Raw genomic sequence first — 19,052 nt, 5'->3', positions numbered from 1 at the left:
GGCACTCTCTCCCGAACGACACCCAGGGAGGGGACCCGGCCGCACCATGCTGATGCACCGCCTGCTCGAGGCGAGCGCCGCGCGCACGCCGGACCGCGTCGCCTTCCGCTGGGTCGACCGCCAGCGCACCGCCACCTACGCCGAGGCCGTCGCCGCCATGGAGGCGATGGCCGGCGGCCTCGCCGACCTCGGCGTCCGCCCGGGCGACCGCGTGCTGGTGTTCGCCCACAACGGCCTCGACTATCTCGTCGCCATGCTCGGGGCGTGGCGGCTCGGCGCCATCTCGGCGCTGGTCAACGTCCGTTACGCCGACGACCTCGCCTACTACGTCGGCGACCACGCCCCGACGGTGATCGTCTACACCCACGACATGGCCAACCCGGTCCGCGCCGCGGTGGCGGCGGCCGGTCTCGACGCCCGGCTGATCTGCATGGACGGGCCACAGGAGGGCGCGGTGTCGCTGCCCGAGTTGATGGCCGCCGGCCTCGCCGCCCCCGCCGATCCCGGCCGTCCGGATGCGGTCGCCCACCTCTCCTACACCTCCGGCACCACCGGCCGGCCGAAGGGCGCCTGCCTCGCCCACGAACCGACGGTGACCGCTTGCCGGGTGATCGGCGAGCGCCTGCGCATCCGCGCCGACGACCGCTCCTTCGGGCCGACGGCGCTGTCGTCGTCCTACCAGCTGGTCGCCAACCTGTTGCCGCAGCTCGCGGTCGGCGCCACCGTCAACGTCATGGGCCGCTGGACGCAGCAGGCCGGCTGGGACGCCCTCGCCGCAACGCAAGCCACCATGTTCGTCGGCAATCCGGTGGTGCTGACGGAACTGCTCGAGGAATCGGAGGCGCGCGGCCGCCTGCCTTCGCCGCTGCGCTTCGGCCTCTCCGGCGGCGGACCGGTGCCGCCGACGCTGAAGCGCGCCTTCCGCGACGTGCTGAAGCTGCCGCTGGTCGAGAGCTACGGCCAGAGCGAGCTCGGCGGCTTCTTCGCCCTCGGCTTTCCCGAGCTCGAGCCCGACGACGACCGCCTGATGCGCGTCGGCCCGCCGCTGCCGGACAAGGAGGTGGCGATCCTCACCTCCGCCGACGAACCGGCCGCGCTGGGGCGCGTCGGCGAGATCTCGCTGCGCGGCGGCTTCATGGCCGGCTATTGGGGCAAGCCGGAGAAGACCGCCGAGGCGACTCGTGGCGGCTGGCTGCGCTCCGGCGACCTCGGTTCGATGGACGCCGACGGCTTCGTCACCATGCGCGGCCGCCGCTCCGAACTCGTCACCGTCGACGGCGTCGACTGGTTCCCGCGCGACGTCGAGGAGGCGCTCGCCGCCGAGCCCGGCGTGCTGCTCGCCGCGCTCGTCGGCCTGACGGGGCCGGACGGCACCCGACCGGTCGCCTTCGTCACCGCCCGCGCCGGCGCGGTGCTCGACACCGCCGCCCTCGCCGCCGCGATCGCGCCGAAGCTGCCCTACGACCTCGCCAAGCTCGAGATCCGCGTCGCCGCCGAGCTTCCGACGACGCCGACCGGCAAGATCGCCAAGGCGACGCTGGCCGAGACCGCGGGCGGCTGACACCCCCACCCGCCCGGCCGAGACACCGGAGACACGATGACCCGCTCCTTCGCCTGGTGGGACCTGTCCACCGCCGACTTTTCCGCCCGCGACCTCTCGAACACCGTGGTGATCTTCCCCGTCGCCGCCGTCGAGCAGCACGGGCCGCACCTGCCGGTCCGGGTCGACGCCGCGATCGGCGCCGGCCTGCTCGCCGCCGCGCTCGACGGCCTGCCCGAGGGCGCCGACGTGCTGGTGCTGCCGCAGATGCCCTACGGCAAGTCGGACGAGCACCTCGCCTTCCCGGGCACGCTGACGCTCTCCGGCGACACGCTAGCCGCGGTCTGGTTCGAGATCGCCGCCTCGGTGGCGCGGGCCGGGGCGCGCAAGCTGTTGTTCTTCAACGCCCACGGCGGTCAGATGGCGCTGATGGACATCGTCTGTCGGCGGATCCGGGTCGAGCTCGGCCTGCTCGCCGTCGCCTGCTCGTGGTTCCGGATCACGCCCGTCGACGACCTCTTCCCCGCCGCCGAGATCGAGCACGGCATCCACGGCGGCGACATCGAGACCAGCGTCATGCTCGCCCTCCACGGCGACCTCGTCGCCATGGACCGGGCCGAGAACTTCGTGCCGCTGACGGTCGAGATCGAGCGTTCCGGCAGCGCGCTCACCGCCGAGGGCCGGGTCGGGTTCGGCTGGCAGGCCCAGGACCTCCACCCCGCCGGCGTCTGCGGCGACGCCTCGGCCGCCACCGCCGCCAAGGGCGAGGCGGTGATCGCCCGCGCCGCCGAAGCCCTCCGCCGCCTCGTCGCCGACGTCGCCGCCTTCGACATGGCGCGCCTCACCGGCCGTACGCGGTTCGACCGCGGCTGAGCGCGCGCCGATCCTACGGCACCGCCCGCGACGCCCCGGCGCCGCCGTCGACGGCGAGGCATTCGCCGGTGACGCCGCGCGCCTCGTCGGCGATCAGGAACAGCACCGCGGCGGCGACGTCCTCCGGCTCGGCCGGGCGCGACAGCGGCGTGCGGCGGACCGGGCGCACGCCGGCGTCGGCGTCGACCGCCCCGGTCAGCACGGCGTTGATCCGGATGTCGGCGACCGCGAGTTCGGTGGCGGCGCCGCGCACGAAGCCCTCGAGCGCGCCGCGGGTGGCCCCGGTCAGCGCCTTGGCGACCGAATGGGCGCCGGTCGAGGGCAGCACCAGCGCGATGGCGGCGCCGGCCTCCATGCGCTCGGCGGCGAGCGCGACCATGGTCAGCGGCGCGACGATGCGGTGCTGCACGGCGGCGTTGACGCCTTCGGCCCCGCCGTCGATCAGCCAGGCCGGCTGCGCCTCCTCGACCAGCAGCACCATCGCGCCCGGCGCGCCCATGGCGTCGACGACCGCGTCGAAGGTCTCGGCCACGTTCTCCGGATCGGTCGGATCGACCGCGAAGGCGACGGCGCGGCCGTCGGTCTCCGTCTCGATCTCGTCGGACGCCTCGCCGTCGACGGCGACCACCGCGACGGTGTCGCCGGCGTCGAGCAGGGCGGACAGGATGGCGCGCCCGAACGGTTCCGCCGCGCCGACCAGCATCGTGACCCGGTTCATGAGCGCCCCGGCCCTCCCGAGAATCATCGCCGGCCCCCCGCCGGCGGCCGATCCTAACCGGTCGCCGCGGATTTCCGACCGGTTTTCAACCACCTGCCAAGCCGTTCGAGCGCCTCGTCGAGCACCTCGTCGCGCTTGCAGAAGCAGAAGCGGATGTAGTTGGTCGGCGGGTCGGAGGCGTAGAAGGCCGAGACCGGCACGGCGGCGACGCCGGCCTCCCGCGTCATGGTCAGGCAGGCCTCGCGGTCGTCGGCGATGCCGAGCGGGCCGACGTCGGTGGTGACGAAATAGGTGCCGGCACTCGGCAGCACCTCGAAGCCGAGGTCGGCGAGCCCGGCCGAGAGGCGGTCGCGCTTGGCGGCGAGGCCGGCGGCGAAGCCCTCGTAATAATCGTCGCCGAGCCGGAGGCCGCGGGCGACGGCGGCCTGGAGGTCGGGCGGGGTCGTGAAGGTGACGAACTGGTGCACCTTGGCGATCGGCGCCAGGAGGTGCGGCGGAGCGGTGACGTAGCCGATCTTCCAGGCGGTCAGCGAGAAGGTCTTGCCGGCCGAGCCGATCCGGACGACGCGCTCGCGCATGCCCGGCAGCGCCATCGGCGAGAGGTGGCGGCGGCCGTCGTAGACGAGGTGCTCGTAGACCTCGTCGGCGATCACGTAGGCGTCGTGCTTCTGGCAGAGGTCGGCGATCAGCTGCAGCTCCGCCTCGGTGAACACCTTGCCGGCCGGGTTCATCGGCGTGTTGATCACGATCGCCTTGGTGCGGTCGGAGAAGGCGGCGGCGAGTTGGTCCGGGTCGATCGTCCAGGTCGGCGGCGCGATCCGCACCAGCTTCGGGATGCCGCCGGCCTGTCGCACGATCGGCAGGTAGCAGTCGTAGAGCGGCTCGATCAGCACGACCTCGTCGCCGGGCGAGACCAGTCCGAGGATCGAATCGCAGATCGCCTCGGTCGCCCCGGAGGTCACCATCACCTCGCTCTGCCAGTCGACGTCGAGGCCGTGGAAGCGCCGGTTGCTCTCCGCCACCGCCCGACGCAGTTCGGGGATGCCCATCATCGAGGGATACTGGTTCGGCCCGGCCATCAGCGCGTCGGCCGCGGCGCGGCGGATCTCCTCGGGGCCGTCGACGTCGGGAAAGCCCTGGCCGAGGTTGATCGCCCCGGTCTCCACCGCGAGGCGGGACATCACCTCGAAGATGGTGGTGGGCAGGCCGGTGAAGATCGGGTTGGTCGGCTTCATCGAGGGGGCGTCTTCCGTGGGGGCCGATCCGGACCGGCGGCCCGGGTCGCGTCGCCCGGCGCGGGCGGTTCGGCGCGACGATAGAGGCCCGCCGCCGGGGCGACAAGGCGGCCGATCAGCGCCTCTCCGTCACCCCGCGCGCGGCCATCCCCACCGCTCCCCAGCGCGGCACGCGCGCGCGATAGGCGGCGTAGCGTCCCCCGAAGCGGCCGGCGAGGGTGCGCTCCTCGACGCCGACCTGCCGCAGGATCACGGCTGCGCCGATGGCGAGGCAGGCGAGCGTGAACAGCGACGGCGCCGCCAGGAACAGGCCGGCCTGCCCGATCAGCACGCCGGTGAAGATCGGATTGCGCGAGCGGGCATAGGGCCCGTCGGTCACCAGTACATCGGCGGCCCGCGCCGCGGTGCCGGAGCGCCATTCGTCGGCGAGGTAGGAATGGGCGTGGTCGGCGACCGCCAGCCCCGCGCACATCGCCACGAAGCCGACCGCGCGGACAGCGTCCGTCTCGAGCACCGGCAGCGCGCCGAGAAAGACGTCGGTCGCCGGCACGAAGACGCGTAGTGTCATCAGTCCCAGGATCGCCGCCCGGAACAGCCGGAACACGATCTGGTTCAGCCCGTTGGCGCTCCGCCACGGCCCGACCGGCGCATGCGGGAAGCCGCGTCGGGCGCGCAGGCCCGACAGCCGCGCCGTGTAGTGCAGCGCGACGAAGATGAAGTAGCAGGCTACGAACGCCCGCACGAAGTCCTCGAACGACACGTCGATCTCCCGAACGATCGACAAGGGCTCCCGAAAGCCGTCGTCGTCCCGATCTTCGACAGTCGCGAGGCGATCCGCAAGGGCGGCCGTCCGGGGCCGATCCGTTGGCGCGGATCGGCCCGGGGGGATCAGGGGTGGCGCGGGCTGACCGCCCAGGCGAGCGCCAGCACCGCGGCGGCGAAGCCGGCGGGCGCGACCGCGTACCACGACGACGCCGCGGCGAGGCCGGTGGCGCCCGCCCAGGAGATCGAGGAGAACGCCTCGGCGAAGGTGGCGACGCGCGAGGCGGTCTGGCGGCGGCGGAAGTGGCTGCGCTTGGCGGCCTTGCGGAACAGGAACTGGATCGCCGTCGCCGAGGCGGCCGACAGCGCGACGCCCGCCGCCGCCACCGCGGCGACCCAGGGGTCGACCAGCGCGAAGCCGAGGAGCAGCGGCGCCACCGGCACGGCGACGGCCATCATCACCGCCTCGATCTTGGCGCGGATCGCCGCGGCGAAGCCGATCGGCGCGGTCGCGACGAGGTCGGGGGCGTCCTCGCCGGAGACGGCCAGCCAGGCGAGGCCGCCGGCGAGCTGGCCCGCCGCCATCGCGACCATCGGCGCCAGCATCACCGGTGCGTCCTCGTCGCTGCCGAAGCCCTTCCACAGCATCAGCGCCGGCGGGATCAGGTAGAGCACCTGCATCAGCGTCTGCGAGATCAGCCAGGGATCGCGGCCGAGCAGGCGCAGTTCCTTGGCGCGGAGGTAGCCGGCGGCGCTGCGCGCCTTCAAAGGCCGGCGCGCCGCGGCGCGGCCGGTCGGCACGCCGTCGACCTGCGTCCCCGCCACGACCACGGCGTAGCGGGCGAAACGCGGCGCGGCGACCGCGACGGCGAGCGCGAACACCGCCACGGCGCCGACCAGCGCGCCGGCGAGCGCCGCGACGTCGCCCATGGCGGCGCGCGCCGGCCACCACAGGAGGCTGTCCGGTCCGGGCACGGCCTCGAGCAGGGCCGGCGAGCGGAACATCGAGAACCGTCCCATCTCGCCGTAGGCGAAGATGCCGATCGCCTGTGCGCCGATCACGAAGCCGGCGCCGATGATAGCGGCCGCGATCTGGGCGGCCGTGCGGGTCCGGCGCGGGCCGACGAAGCGCAGCAGCGCCAGCGTGATCGCGATCGCGACCGTCGCCGCCGCCAGCCCCATCGCCGCGACGACACCGTAGGCGGAGAGCCAGCGCGCGCCGCCGCGCAGCGCCAGCGCGTCGACGAAGGGGCCGACGATGATCACGGTCATCGTCGTCGTCGAGATCGCGGCGATGCCGGCGCGCAGCGCGAACACGGTCGGCAGCGGCGCCGGCGAGGAGGCGATCAGGTCGAGATCGGCGCGGCCGTAGACCACGCGGGTGACCGATTCCAGCGCCTGCGCCAGCATCAGTGCAAAGGTGAAGAAGGCGGCGCCGGTCACGACCAGCCGGTCGTGGGTGTCGAGGTTGTCGGCGAAGCGGGCGAAGTCGCCAACCATGCCGTAGGCCATGACGTGGAGGGCGAGCATGAACAGCGCGACGCCGAGGATAGCCGCGCGCTCGCGGCCGGTCCGGTTGCCCGACATCATGCCGAGCCAGTCGCGCCAGGCGAGCCGCGCCTCGTGGCGGGCGAAGCGGACGAGGGTCGAACCGGCGCTCACGCCGCCTCCCTCGCGGCGCCCTCGCCGGCGACGAGCGCGAGGAACACCTCCTCCAGCGTCGAGCCGGAGCGGCCGGCGCGCTCGCGGAGTTCCTCGAGCGTACCCTCGGCGATCAGCCGGCCGCCGGCGATGACGCCGATGCGCTCGGCCATCCGCTCGGCGACCTCGAGAATGTGGGTGGTCATGATGATGGTGGCGCCGGCGCGAACGCGGGCGCGCAGCACGTCCTTGACGAGGCGGGCGGCGGCGGCGTCGAGGCCGGTCAGCGGCTCGTCGAGGATGATCAGGCGCGGGTCGTGGATCAGCGCACCGGCGAGCGCAACCTTCTGGCGCATGCCCTTGGAGAAGCCCTCGCAGCGCTCGTCGGCGTGGGGGTCGAGGCCGAGCAGGTCGAGGAGCTCGGCGGCGCGCCGCTCGGCCTCCGCGTTCGGCACGCTCCAGAGCCCGGCGACGAAGGCGAGATATTCCAGCGGCGTCAGCTTGTCGTAGATCATCGGCTCGTCGGGGATCCACGCCATGATCCGCTTGGCGGCGATCGGATCCGCGAGCGCGTCGTGGCCCCAGACACGGACGGTGCCGGCGTCGGGCCGCAACAGTCCGGCGACCATGCGCAGCGTGGTGGTCTTGCCGGCGCCGTTCGGTCCGAGCAGGGCGTAGAACTCGCCGGCGCGTACGGTGAGGTCCAGCCCGGCCACCGCCGGGCGGACGAAGGTCTTCGACAGGCCCACGAGTTCCAGTGCCGCGACGTCCCGCATGCCGAGTTCGGCTCCCACCGCCATCCGAGGAGGATGCGGACAGGCTAGCGCCCGGCGGTTGAAGCGGGGTGAACGCGGCCGCGGAAAGCCGGGGGCGACCCGAGCCGGCCCCGCTCAGCCTCGTGCCACGGCGGCGACGTGGCCGGCGAAGTCCGTCGTCGCCATCAGCGCCCGGCAGCGGGCGAAGCGGCCGGCGGCGTAGGCGGCGAAGTCGTCGGCGGGGTTGCCGTTGGCGTGCTGGATCAGGCCCCAGAGCGTCCACAGGAGATCGCACATCGCCTTGTAGATCACCATGCGGCCGCGCTCGGCCGGCGTCGGGCCAGCGGGGAAATAGGCCGCCAGCATCTCCTCGTCCTGTTCGGGCGAGAAGGCGCCCTCGACCGAGAGGTCGCCGAGGTCCCACATCGGGTCGTTGGTGCCGCCGTATTCCCAGTCGACCAGCCACATGCGCTCGCCGGTGTCGAGGAAGTTCTCGCAGAGCGGGTCGCAGTGGCAGGACGCCAGCGGCAGCGGCCGGGCCGAGAGCGCGGCCTTGACGGTCTCCGCCTCCTTCAGGACGTCGAAGTAGCCCTCGGGCAGGTCGACGGTTTTCGTCGACAGGATGCGGAGATAGTCGTCGATCATCTGGAACAGCTCGAAGCGCGACGGGAACGCCGCCGCGCCATCGTGGAGCTGGCGGAACACCCGTCCCGCCCGGGCCGGGGCGCCGGCGCGGTCCGCGAAGCCGGCCGGCGTCATGGTGGCGACGCCGTCGAGGAAGCGGGTCACCATCACGCCGGTGGCGGGGTCGACGGCGAGGACCTCGGGCGAGACGCCGGCCGCGGCGGCGAGCCGGGCCATCTCGGCCTCGCGCCCGCGGTCGATGTACTCCTCGGTGCCGGCGCCGGCGAGGCGCAGGCAGAAGGCGGTGCCGCCGGCCTCGATCCGGAACACCCGGTTGGTCAGGCCGCCGAGCCGGCGCGCCGTCGCCGGCGTTCCCGCCGGCACGAGGCCGAGGCCGCCGAAGGTCGCGAGCGCCTCGGCCTCGTCGGTTCCGATGATGTCGTCCGCCATCGCCCTCTCCCCCGTCGTCACGACTTCAGCCGCTCGCCCTTGGCGTCGTAGAGGCAGCGCGGGCCGACCGTCGCCGGATGCAACCGGCCGAAGGCCTCCAGTTCGAAGCGCGCCGCCTCGAGGCCCTCGGTCGGAACATAGCCGAAGGCGATCGAGCAGCCGAGATGGTGGCCGTAGCCGCCGCTGGTGGTCGAGCCGACGACGCGGCCGTCGGCGAGGATCGCCTCGCCGCCCATCAGCGGCGCAAAGCCGTCGACGCGGAACGACACCAGCTTGCGCCGGCGCCCGGCCGCCTTCTTCGCCACGATCGCGTCGCGGCCCTGGAACGGGCCCTTGTCCGGCTTGACGCAGAAGCCGAGGCCGGCCTCGTAGGGGTCGTCGTCGGGGCCGACGTCGGCCGACCAGTAGAGATAGCCCTTCTCCATCCGGCAGCTGTCGATCGCCTTGTAGCCGGCGTCGCGGATGCCGTGGGCGGCGCCGGCCGCCTTCAGGCTCTCGTAGACGTGCGGGGCGAATTCCGAAGGGATCAGAAGCTCGTAGCCGAGTTCTCCGACGTATCCGATCCGGCTCGCCACCACCGTGGCGTCGCCGATCTCGACGATCCGGCAGCCGAGGAACGGGAAGGCGGCGTTGGAGACGTCGGTGGCCGACACGGTCTCCAGTACCGCCCGCGAGGCGGGGCCGCAGAGGTTCAGCACGGCGTAGCCGGACGTCACCTCGTGGATCGCCACCGAGCCGTCGGTCGGCAGGCCGGCGCGGATCGTCGCGCCGTCGCGGACGCCGAAGCCCGAGCCGGTGATCACGAAGAAGCGGCCGGCCTCCGGCTCCAGCACGGTGACGTCGGCCTCGATGCCGCCGCGGGCGTTGAGGATCTGGGTGTAGGTGACCTTGCCCGGGCCGCCGGAGAGGTCGTTGGCGACGAGGGCCTGCAGCGCCGCGAAGGCGCCGGGGCCGGTCACCTCGAACTTGGCGAAGGAGGTCTGGTCGATCAGCGCGACGCCGGAGCGGATCGCCCGCACCTCGCGCGCCACCGCGTCGAAGCCGGCCGGCACGTCCTCGAAGGTCGGGCGCTCCGGGGCGTCGCCGGGCTCGGCGAACCAGTTCGGCCGCTCCCAGCCGAAGCGGTTGCCGAAGCGGGCGCCGGCGTCGTCGAGCAGGCCGTGCAGCGGCGAGCGGCGGAGGCCCCGGCCGACCGAGGTCTCCTCGCCCGGATAATGGAGCTTGTAGTAGCCGGCGTAGGCGGTGCGGGCGCGCTCGCCGAGATGCCGCGACTGGCCGTGGTGCGGACCGAAGCGGCGGACGTCGAAGGGCCAGAGGTCCATGCCCGGATCGCCGTCGAGGATCCAGGCGGCCATGGCGAGGCCGGCGCCGCCGGACGCCGCGATGCCGGCGGTGAAGCCGCAGGCGACGAAGAGGTTGGGGATGCCCGGCACCGGGCCCATGATCGGCTCGCCGTCGGCCGAGACCGGGATCGGGCCGTTGATGACGGTGCGGATACCGGTCTCGTTCAGGATCGGCATGCGCTCGGCCGCCGGTTCGGCGAACAGGGCGAGGCGGTCCATGTCGGCCGGGAACAGCGAGCGGCCGAAGTCGAAGGGCGGGCGCGAGTTCCAGCACTCCGGCGCGCCCTCCTCCCAGCCGCCGATGGCGAAGGAGCGCACGTCGGGCTTCAGGTAGAAGATGCGGTCGGGGTCGCGCAGGGTCGGAATGCCCGGCGGCAGGTCGATGGTCTGCTCGGTGACGAAATACTGGTGCTCGACCACGCCGGCCGGCAGCGACAACCCGGCCATCTCGCCGACCCGCCGCGCCCACAAGCCGGCGCAGTTGACCAGGATCTCGCAGGAGACGTTGCCGTGGTCGGTGACGACGCCGGTCACCCGGCCGTCGGCCACCACGATGTCGGTGACGAGCACGCCCTCGCGGATCTTGACGCCGCCGGCGCGGGCGCCCTTGGCGTAGGCCATGGTCAGCGAATAGGGGTCGACGTAGCCGTCGGAGGGGATGAAGGCGGCGCCGACGATGCCGTCCTCGACGATGAACGGGAAGAGGTCGCGGGCCTCGCGGGCGTTCAGCGTGTGCGCCTCGAAGTCGAAGGAACGGGCGATCGACAGCGTCCGCCGGATCTCCGACCAGCGCGCCTCGGACCCCGCCAGTCGGAGCGAGCCGACGCGCTTCCAGTCGACCGCCTGACCGGTGTCGGCCTCGAGCTGGTCGAACACGGCGACCGAGTTCTGCATCAGCCGGGTCAGGTTGGCCTTGGTGCGCAGCTGACCGACGAGGCCGGCCGCGTGCCAGGTGCAGCCGTGGGTCAGCTGCGCCTTCTCGATCAGCAGCACGTCGCGCTCGCCGGCCTTGGCGAGCTGGTAGGCGACCGAGGTACCGACGGCACCGCCGCCGACGACGACGATGCGGGCGTGGGAGGGAAGCGAGGAGGACATCGTTGGGATCTCGCGAGGGGAGCGGGGATCGATCGGAGAGCGCGGAGATGCCCCGCACTGGAAGAACGCGTGCGACGGTCGCCGCAGGGTCTACCCTCCCCCTTGTGGGGAGGGTCGGCGGCCGGAGGCCGACGGGGTGGGGTGGCGCCGACCTCGGGGCGTCGGGCTCCACGCCCGGCGACCCTCCCCGTCGCTCAGCGCCGACCCTCCCACGAGGGGAGGGTCAGGACGATCCGTCACGCCTTCACGCGCGCCATGGCCGGGTCGTAGAGCGGGCCGAGCGCGAGCGTCGCCGGGAAGATCCGGTTGGCGACGTCGAGCTCGTAGCGCCCCGCGGTCAGCCAGTCCTCGGCGACGCCCTCCTCGCGGCGGACGTAGCCGTAGCCGATGGCGGCGTCGACGGTGTAGCCCCAGCCGCCGCTGGCGAGGTAGCCGACCGGCACGCCGTCGCGCAGGATGGTCTCGCGGCCCACCAGGAAGCAGTCGGGATCGGCGACGGTGAAGCCGACGAGGCGCTTCTTCAGCGGCGCCGACGCGATCGCCGCCGTCGCAGCGCGGCCGAGGAAGTCGAGGTTCGACTTCAGCTTGACCGCCCAGCCGAGCCCGGCCTCGACCGGGCTGTCGTTCGGCGTGATGTCCGAGCCCCAGGCGCGGTAGCCCTTCTCGAGGCGCAGCGACTCGATCGCCCGGTAGCCGGCCGGGCGGATGCCGTGCGGCGCGCCGGCGGCCATCAGCGCGTCGAAGACGTCTCCGGTGGCGGCGAGCGGCACGTGCAGCTCCCAGCCGAGTTCGCCGACGTAGGTGACGCGCAGCGCCCTGACCGGGTGGCCGGCGACGACGATGTCGCGGACGCTGCCGAAGGGCGCGGCGGCGTTGGACATGTCCGCGTCGGTGACGGCGGCGAGCACGTCGCGCGCCTTCGGCCCCATCAGCGACAGCGTGCCCCAGTCCTCGGTGACGTCGGTGAAGGTGACTCCGTCGGTGCCGAGGTGGTCGCGGATCCAGGCGCCGTCGTGGGTGCGGAAGCCGGTACCGGTGACGACGTAGAAGCGGTCGTCGGCGATCTGCGCCACCGTGAGGTCGCACTCGATGCCGCCGCGCGAGTTCAGCATCTGGGTATAGGTCAGCCGGCCCGGGCCGCGGGCGACCCGGTTGGCGGCGACCCATTCCAGCCGCTCGGCGGCCTTCGGGCCGCTGACTTCGAACTTGGCGAAGGACGACTGGTCGAACACCACCACGGCCTCGCGGCAGGCGCGGTGCTCGGCGCCGACCGGCTCGAACCAGTTGGTGCGGCCCTGCGAGGGCACGTCCTCGGCGGCTTCGCCCGGGGCGGCGAACCAGTTCGGCCGCTCCCAGCCGAGCTTGGAGCCGAACACGGCGCCCTCCGCCTTCAGGCGCTCGTAGAGCGGCGAGACGATGCGCGGGCGGGCCGACTTGTACTCCTCGTGCGGCCAGGCGATCGAGTAGTGCTTGCCGTAGGCCTCGAGCGTGCGCTCGCAGACCCAGGCGTCGTCGCGGTGCAGGCCGGCGAAGCGGCGGATGTCGACGACCCACAGGTCCATCGGCTGCTCGCCGGTTTCGACCCAGTTGGCGAGCGCCCAGCCGGCGCCGCCGCCGGACGCGATGCCGAAGGCATTGAAGCCGCAGCCGACGAACACGCCCTTCACCTCCGGCGCCTCGCCGAGCATGAAGTTGCCGTCGGGCGTGAAGCTCTCCGGGCCGTTGATCATCTGCTTGACGCCGGCATTCGCCAGCGCCGGCACGCGCTCGATCGCCTGGATCATGTGCGGCTCGAAGTGGTCCCAGTTCTCGTCGAGCAGCTGGAACTCGAAATTCTTCGGGATGCCCGCCTCGGCCCAGGCGATCGGGTTGGTCTCGTAGCCGCCCATGGAGAGGCCGCCGACCTCCTCCTTGAAGTAGATCAGGCGGTCGGGGTCGCGCAGCGTCGGCAGGTTCGGCGAGACGCCGTCGATCTTCTCGGTGAGGATGTACTGGTGCTGCACCGGCTGCAGCGGGATCGAGACGCCGGCGAGGCGGCCGACCTCCTTCGACCACATGCCGGCGCAGATGACGACCTTCTCGCAGGCGACCGGCCCGGCGGTGGTGTCGAGGCCGGTGACGCGGCCGTTCTCGATCCGGAAGCCGGTGACGGCGACGCCCTCGACGATCTTCGCCCCGTGCATGCGCGCGCCCTTGGCGAGCGACTGGGTGATGTCGGAGGGGCTGGCCTGCCCGTCGGTCGGCAGGAAGGCGGCGCCGACGAGGTCGGACGGATCCATCAGCGGCCAGAGGTCGAGCGCCTCCTTCGGCGAGAGCAGGTGCATCTCGAGGCCGAAGCTCTTGGCGGTGGTGGCCTGCCGCTTGATCTCGATCCAGCGGTCCTGGTTGCAGGCGAGGCGCAGGCCGCCGTTCTGCTTCCAGCCGGTGGCGAGGCCGGTCTCGGCCTCGAGCTTGGAATAGAGCTCGACCGAATACTTCAGCAACCGGGTGATCGAGGCCGAGGTACGCAGTTGGCCGACGAGGCCGGCGGCGTGCCAGGTCGAGCCGTTGGTGAGCCGGCCGCTCTCCAGCAGCAGCACGTTCCGGCGGTGGTCGCGGGCGAGGTGGTAGGCGGTCGAACAGCCGACGATGCCGCCGCCGATGACGACGACGTCCGCCTGGGTCGGGATGGTGGGCGTGCTCATGGTCTTTCCTCGAGGGAGGCGAGCGCTTCTTCGAGGCGCCCGAGATTGGCGGCGGTGTAGGCCTCGTAGTCGGCCCCCGGCGCGTTCAGGGTGAGTTCGGAGACGAGGCTCCACATCGCCTCGCGCAAGAGCGAGGCGGCCTTCATGGCGTCGAAGGCGCGCACGAGCGCCGGCTCGGGTGCCCGGCCGAAATAGCCGTCGAGCAGGTCGAGCTCCTCGTCGCGGGAGAAGCCGGCGTTGCCGGCGAGGTTGGCGAGGTCGAACAGCGGCGTGCCGAAGCCGCCGTATTCCCAGTCGACCAGCCAGAGCCGGGTGCCGTCGTCCATGATGTTGGCGGGCAGGAGGTCGTGGTGGCCGAACACCAGCGGCAGCGGCACCTGCATCGCCTCGAGCCGGTCGGCGATCGCCACGAACTCGGCCACCCGGTCGGCCATCCGGCTGCCCTTGGCCGTCAGGGTCGCGGCGTAGTCGCGCACGACGTGGAACACCCAGAAGAACGGCGCCGGGCCGACGAGGTGGCGGGCGACGTCGGCGTGCAGCCGGCGCACCATCTCGACGATGCGCCCCCGATTGGCGCGCACGTCGTCCGCCGTGTAGGTCCGCGCGGTCAGGAACTCGAACACGCTGACGCCGGGCTCGGCGTGGACCACCGCCGGCGACAGCCCGGCGGCGTGGGCGGCCCGGCTCACCGCCACTTCGCGGTCGCGGAAGACGTGGTGGAACGGCAGGTCGTCGCCGAGGCGGACCATCACGGTGCGCCCGGCGTCGGTGACGGCGTAGTTGGAGTTCGACAGGCCGCCGCCGACCGGGCGGACGGCGATCGGCCCGCTCCAGATCGGCAGCGCGCGGATGCGGGTCTCGGCGTCCACGTCAGTGCCCTCCCCGGGTGGCGTTTCGGCGGCCGGCGGCCGCCATGATGAGGCGGTCGGCGACGATGGCGATGAAGGCGATGGCGAGGCCGGCGACCACCCCGCGGCCGACGTCCGCCTTGGTGAGGCCGACGTAGACCTCCTGGCCGAGGTCGCGGGTGCCGACCAGCGCGGTGATCACCAGCATCGACAGCGCCAGCATCACGGTCTGGTTGAGGCCGAGCAGGATCTCGGGGAACGCGAGGCGCAGCTTGACCTTGGTCAGGAGCTGCCACGGCGTACAGCCGGCGACGACGCCGGCCTCCAACAGTTGCGGGTCGACCCGCATCAGCCCGACCGCGGTGTAGCGCACGGCCGGCACCACGGCGTAGGCGACCACGGCGACCATGGCCGAGAAGTCGCCGACGCGGAACAGCATCACCACCGGGATCAGATAGACGAAGGACGGCAGGGTCTGCAGCGTGTCGATGCCGGCCTCGACCACCCGCCAAAGGCGCGGCCGGGTCGAGGCGGCGATGCCGATCGGCACCCCGATCAGCATGGCGATCGCCACCGAGACGCCGCAGAGATAGAGCGTCACCATCGCCGGCTCCCACAGGCCGACCATCGCGATCGCCGACGTCAGCACCAGCACGAGCCCGGCGAGGCGCAGGCCCCCGGCGCTCCAGCCGAGCGCGGTCACGACGGCCACCACCACCGTCCATGGCAGCTCGAGCAGGAAGCGCTTGACCGGGATCAGCACGCCGAGCAGCAGCGCGTTCTTGACCGCGTCGAGGGTGTCGAAGAAATGGACGTTGATCCAGGCGATCGCGTCCGACCAGATCGGCCCGGTCGTGAGCCTGAACGCCTCGGGATAGGTCGCGAGCGCCGGCACGAACAGCGCGCCGACCGTCGCCGCCGCGGCGCCGGCGAGCGCGAGGCCGATCGCGGGGTCGCGCCGGGGCGTGCCGTCGGCCCCGGTCGTGCGGCGGGCCTCGCGCACCGCGACCGCCTGCGACAACCGGTCGAGCGCCACCGCCAGCACCACGATGGCGAGGCCGGACTCGACGCCCCCGCCGATGTCGAGCTTGCGCAGCGCCGCCAGCACGTCGAAGCCGAGGCCGCCGGCACCGATCATCGAGGCGATGATGACCATGTTGAGCGACAGCATGATCACCTGGTTGACGCCGACCATCAGCGCCGGCAGCGCGGTCGGCAGCAGCACCCGCCACGTGGTCTGGCGCGGGGTGCAGCCGATCATGGCGGCGAGTTCGAGCACCTCGGCCGGCACGGCGCGCAGGCCGACGATGGTGATCCGGACCATCGGCGGCATGGCGTAGATCACGGTGGCGAGGATGGCGGCGACCGGGCCGAAGCCGAACAGCACCAGGATCGGCACCAGATAGGCGAATACCGGCACCGTCTGCATCAGGTCGAGCAGCGGCGAGATCGCCCGCTCGAAGCCGCGGCTGCGGTAGGCGGCGAGGCCGACCGCGAGGCCGCCGGCGACGCCGAGCGGCACCGCCACCACGATCGAGGCCAGCGTCGTCATCGCCGCCTGCCACTCGCCGAACACCGCGAGATAGAGGAAGCAGGCGCCGACGAAGAGGCCGAGCCGGCGCCCACCCGCCCAGGTCCCGGCGGCGGCGACCAGCAGCACGACCGCGGCCCAGGACAGCGGCGGCAGGATCTGCGGCGCGTCGGTGCCGGGACCGTCGACGAGGCCGCGGGCGAACAGGCCGAGCGCGACGTCGTAGGGCACGGCCAGCACGGCGGCGACGGCACGGGTCGCCTCGCGCACGGTGAAGAGGCCGAGGTCGGCGCTCTCCACCAGCCATTTCATGAAAGCGGAGATCCAGCGCCGGACCGGCACCACCCAGGCCTTGGGATAGACCGCGGCGGCCGGCGCCAGGCCCTTCGCCGTCAGCGAGACGACGATGCAGACCGCCAGGAACGCCGCCCAGCCGACGAGGCGGCGGGACGGCCCGGCGAGGCCGCGCGGCGGCGCGGCGGCGGTGGCGATGCCGTCCGTCACCCGTTCAGCCTCCGAGTACCACGTCGACGACGTCGTCGCGCCGCAGCACGCCCGCCGGCCGGCCGTCGCCGTCGGTCACCAGGAACGGGCCCGGCGCGGCGCGGAAGCGCGGGCCGACGTCGGCGACCTTGGCGTCGGCGGCGACCTCCGGATACCCCGCCGGCACCGCCCCGCCCTCGGGCAGCGGCCGCATCAGCGAGGCGACGGTGCGGACCTTGGACGGCGAGACCTGCCGGGTGAAGGCGGCGACGTAGGGCGTCGCCGGGCGCAGCACGAGATCCTCCGGCGTGCCGATCTGCTCGATCGCGCCGTCCTTCATGATGGCGATGCGGCCGGCGAGCCGGATCGCCTCGTCGAAGTCGTGGGTGATGAAGACGATGGTCTTCTTCAGGACCGCCTGCAGGCGCAGGAACTCGTCCTGCATCTCGCGACGGATCAGCGGGTCGAGCGCCGAGAAGGGCTCGTCGAGGAAGAGCAGCTCCGGATCGCCGGCGAGCGCGCGGGCGATGCCGACGCGCTGCTGCTGGCCGCCGGAGAGCTGGCGCGGATAGGAATTCTCGCGGCCCTCGAGGCCGACCAGTTGCAGCACCTCGCGGGCGCGCCGTTCGCGCTCGGCCCGGGGCAGCCCCCGGACCTCGAGCGGGAAGGCGACGTTGCCGAGGGCGGAGAGGTGACCGAGCAGGGCGAAGTTCTGGAACACCATCGCCATGCGGTGGCGGCGGATCTCGATCAGCTCGCGCGGCGGCAGGTCGACGAGGTCGCGGCCGTCGAAGGTGACGGCGCCGGCGGTCGGGTCGATCAGGCGGGCGAGCAGGCGCACCAGCGTCGACTTGCCGGAGCCGGACAAGCCCATGATCACGAAGATCTCGCCGCGGCGCACCGACAGCTCGACCCCGCGCACGGCCCCGACCACCCCCGCGGCCTTCAGCTCCTCGGTCGTCCGCGCCGCGTCGACGTGGTGCGTCAGGTCGACGTCGGCCGGCCCGTAGAGCTTCCACAGGCCGGTGGCGGCGAGATGCGGCGCGATGTCGGACTGGCTCATGGCGACGGCGACCGGGTGAGAGGATCCGTGGCGCCCCGCCCGTGGGCGGGGGGCGGGAGATGCGCCGATTACCCTCCCCCTTGCGGGGAGGGTCGACGGCCGGAGGCCGGCGGGGTGGGGTACGCGTCAACCCGCGAGACGCCACGAGAAGCGCCGCGCCCACGGAAGCGACCCCACCCCGGCCCTTCGGGCCGACCCTCCCCGCAAGGGGGAGGGTAGAAGCCCCCTCACTCCACCCAGGGCTTCCAGCGCGCCTCGTTGGTCTTCATCCACTCGGCGACGACGTCGTCGAGCTTCTTGCCGTCGAGGTCCACCTCGCCGACCATCTTGCCCATCTCGTCGTTGTCGAGGGTGAAGGCCTTGATCGCCTTGTAGGCGCCCGGCCACTTGTCCTTGATGCCGGACCAGCCGGCCTTCCAGATCGGCCCGCGCGGCTTGCCGCAGTCGTGGGTGGCGTCGGGGTTCTCGCCCCAGGCGGGATCCTCGTAGCAGGCCTTCTCGTAGGGCGGGAACTGGACGAACTCGCCCTTGTACTTGGCCGGGGCCCAGTGCGGCGCGTAGATCCACAGCACGATCGGCGCCTTGCGCTGCTCGGCGGATTCGAGTTCGGCGAACAGCGCCGCGTCGGTGCCGGCGTGGACCACCTCGAAGGGCAGGTCGAGCGCCTCGACGCGCTCCTCGTCGAAGCCGCCCCAGGTGACCGGGCCGCCGAGATAGCGGCCCTTCGGCGCCGTCTCCGGCGTCGAGAAGATCTCCGCGCAGTCCTTCAGCGCCTTCCAGTCGGGCAGGCCCGGGCACTTCTCCTTGACGTAGTCCGGGTACCACCACTCCTCGATCGCCTGCAGCCCGCTCTCGCCGAGGTTCTCGACGCCGCCGGAGGCGACGGCCTCCTCGAGCGCCTCGCGGCCGGTGGTGGCCCAGATCTCCATGGCGAGGTCGAGGTCGCCGGTCTTCAGGCCGGCGAACTGGGCGAGATAGTCGGCCTGGACGTATTCGACGTTGTAGCCGGCCTTCTTCAGCACCTCGCCCATGATGTGGGCCGAGAGCAGCTGACCGGTCCAGTCGTGCAGGGTGATCTTGATCGGGTCGGTGGATTCGACCGCCGCCGCCGGCATCGCCGCCGCGGCGAGGAGGCCGAGGCCGGCGAGCGCCGGCGCGAGGCGTCGGAACAGGGGGAAGGCACTGCGCATCGGTCTCTCCCGCGATTGAGCGGGGACGGCCGGCCGCCCGCGACCGCCCTCCCCTCGACGACGACGTTGCCGCCGGTCGCTCCGCCTCGAGGGGCCGGGACCGGCGCGTTCCCTGGGACGGGTTCGTGCCCGTCTCTCCAGGGTCAGTGTCGACCGACGGCGCCGGGCGAGTCAATCCGAAAACCACAGCACTCCCACACCCCGGCGTGGCAAAGAC

At 72.8% G+C, this 19,052-nt stretch carries 14 protein-coding genes; 2 read left to right on the top strand and 12 right to left on the bottom strand.

Annotated elements, in window-relative coordinates; genetic code table 11:
- Window positions 1-46 precede the first annotated feature (46 nt).
- Window positions 47-1,561: a class I adenylate-forming enzyme family protein gene (locus EDD54_RS00860; RefSeq protein WP_165644469.1), complete on the top strand. Its 1,515-nt coding sequence runs from the start codon at window positions 47-49 to the stop codon at window positions 1,559-1,561.
- A 36-nt stretch (window positions 1,562-1,597) separates the two neighbouring features.
- A complete protein-coding gene (locus EDD54_RS00855) occupies window positions 1,598-2,413 on the top strand; it encodes a creatininase family protein (protein WP_126537461.1) in 816 nt (271 codons plus the stop codon).
- 13 nt (window positions 2,414-2,426) lie between these two features.
- Here EDD54_RS00855 and EDD54_RS00850 read toward each other — a convergent pair whose 3' ends face one another.
- The 12 genes from EDD54_RS00850 to EDD54_RS00795 all read right to left on the bottom strand — a co-directional run bounded on the left by EDD54_RS00850 (window position 2,427) and on the right by EDD54_RS00795 (window position 18,835).
- Complete coding sequence (locus EDD54_RS00850; protein ID WP_165644470.1) at window positions 2,427-3,131, bottom strand: SDR family NAD(P)-dependent oxidoreductase; 705 nt, start codon at window positions 3,129-3,131, stop codon at window positions 2,427-2,429.
- A 53-nt stretch (window positions 3,132-3,184) separates the two neighbouring features.
- Window positions 3,185-4,366 (bottom strand): aminotransferase, encoded by a 1,182-nt coding sequence (locus tag EDD54_RS00845; RefSeq protein ID WP_126537465.1) that lies wholly within the window; start codon window positions 4,364-4,366, stop codon window positions 3,185-3,187.
- 115 nt (window positions 4,367-4,481) lie between these two features.
- Window positions 4,482-5,126 (bottom strand): methyltransferase family protein, encoded by a 645-nt coding sequence (locus EDD54_RS00840; RefSeq protein WP_126537467.1) that lies wholly within the window; start codon window positions 5,124-5,126, stop codon window positions 4,482-4,484.
- 128 nt (window positions 5,127-5,254) lie between these two features.
- Window positions 5,255-6,790 (bottom strand): permease, encoded by a 1,536-nt coding sequence (locus EDD54_RS00835; protein ID WP_126537469.1) that lies wholly within the window; start codon window positions 6,788-6,790, stop codon window positions 5,255-5,257.
- Window positions 6,787-7,545 carry an ABC transporter ATP-binding protein gene (locus EDD54_RS00830; RefSeq protein WP_245515606.1) on the bottom strand — a complete coding sequence of 253 codons (759 nt, stop codon included), beginning with the start codon at window positions 7,543-7,545 and terminating at the stop codon, window positions 6,787-6,789. The genes EDD54_RS00835 and EDD54_RS00830 overlap by 4 nt, the downstream gene beginning before the upstream one ends.
- A gap of 114 nt (window positions 7,546-7,659) precedes the next feature.
- Complete coding sequence (locus EDD54_RS00825; protein ID WP_126537473.1) at window positions 7,660-8,598, bottom strand: choline/ethanolamine kinase family protein; 939 nt, start codon at window positions 8,596-8,598, stop codon at window positions 7,660-7,662.
- A gap of 17 nt (window positions 8,599-8,615) precedes the next feature.
- On the bottom strand, window positions 8,616-11,036 hold the full coding sequence (locus EDD54_RS00820; protein ID WP_126537475.1) for a GcvT family protein: 2,421 nt from the start codon (window positions 11,034-11,036) through the stop codon (window positions 8,616-8,618).
- Window positions 11,037-11,272: 236 nt separating this feature from the next.
- On the bottom strand, window positions 11,273-13,720 hold the full coding sequence (locus EDD54_RS00815; RefSeq protein ID WP_126537477.1) for a GcvT family protein: 2,448 nt from the start codon (window positions 13,718-13,720) through the stop codon (window positions 11,273-11,275).
- A complete protein-coding gene (locus EDD54_RS00810; protein WP_126537479.1) occupies window positions 13,717-14,589 on the bottom strand; it encodes a choline/ethanolamine kinase family protein in 873 nt (290 codons plus the stop codon). Before EDD54_RS00810 ends, EDD54_RS00815 begins: the two co-directional genes overlap by 4 nt.
- A 1-nt stretch (window position 14,590) precedes the next feature.
- Window positions 14,591-16,603, bottom strand: a complete 2,013-nt coding sequence (locus EDD54_RS00805; RefSeq protein WP_245515605.1) for an ABC transporter permease — start codon at window positions 16,601-16,603, stop codon at window positions 14,591-14,593.
- Window positions 16,604-16,607: 4 nt separating this feature from the next.
- Complete coding sequence (locus tag EDD54_RS00800) at window positions 16,608-17,645, bottom strand: quaternary amine ABC transporter ATP-binding protein (RefSeq protein ID WP_126537481.1); 1,038 nt, start codon at window positions 17,643-17,645, stop codon at window positions 16,608-16,610.
- A gap of 227 nt (window positions 17,646-17,872) precedes the next feature.
- The gene (locus EDD54_RS00795; protein WP_207620575.1) at window positions 17,873-18,835 is read right to left on the bottom strand and encodes an ABC transporter substrate-binding protein; all 963 of its coding nucleotides are present in this window, start codon (window positions 18,833-18,835) and stop codon (window positions 17,873-17,875) included.
- Between the last annotated feature and the right edge of the window lie 217 nt (window positions 18,836-19,052).

Source organism: Oharaeibacter diazotrophicus (assembly GCF_004362745.1).
Taxonomy (GTDB): domain Bacteria; phylum Pseudomonadota; class Alphaproteobacteria; order Rhizobiales; family Pleomorphomonadaceae; genus Oharaeibacter; species Oharaeibacter diazotrophicus.
This window is presented reverse-complemented; position numbering and strand designations above follow the sequence as displayed.

Bases quoted from the DNA above. Each gene is read 5' to 3' on its own strand.
- EDD54_RS00860 (WP_165644469.1), top strand. From the start codon at position 47: ATGCTGATGCACCGCCTGCTCGAGGCGAGCGCCGCGCGCACGCCGGAC.
- EDD54_RS00855 (WP_126537461.1), top strand. From the start codon at position 1,598: ATGACCCGCTCCTTCGCCTGGTGGGACCTGTCCACCGCCGACTTTTCC.
- EDD54_RS00795 (WP_207620575.1), bottom strand. From the start codon at position 18,835: ATGCGCAGTGCCTTCCCCCTGTTCCGACGCCTCGCGCCGGCGCTCGCC.
- EDD54_RS00820 (WP_126537475.1), bottom strand. From the start codon at position 11,036: ATGTCCTCCTCGCTTCCCTCCCACGCCCGCATCGTCGTCGTCGGCGGC.
- EDD54_RS00825 (WP_126537473.1), bottom strand. From the start codon at position 8,598: ATGGCGGACGACATCATCGGAACCGACGAGGCCGAGGCGCTCGCGACC.
- EDD54_RS00845 (WP_126537465.1), bottom strand. From the start codon at position 4,366: ATGAAGCCGACCAACCCGATCTTCACCGGCCTGCCCACCACCATCTTC.
- EDD54_RS00830 (WP_245515606.1), bottom strand. From the start codon at position 7,545: ATGCGGGACGTCGCGGCACTGGAACTCGTGGGCCTGTCGAAGACCTTC.
- EDD54_RS00800 (WP_126537481.1), bottom strand. From the start codon at position 17,645: ATGAGCCAGTCCGACATCGCGCCGCATCTCGCCGCCACCGGCCTGTGG.
- EDD54_RS00815 (WP_126537477.1), bottom strand. From the start codon at position 13,720: ATGAGCACGCCCACCATCCCGACCCAGGCGGACGTCGTCGTCATCGGC.
- EDD54_RS00850 (WP_165644470.1), bottom strand. From the start codon at position 3,131: ATGAACCGGGTCACGATGCTGGTCGGCGCGGCGGAACCGTTCGGGCGC.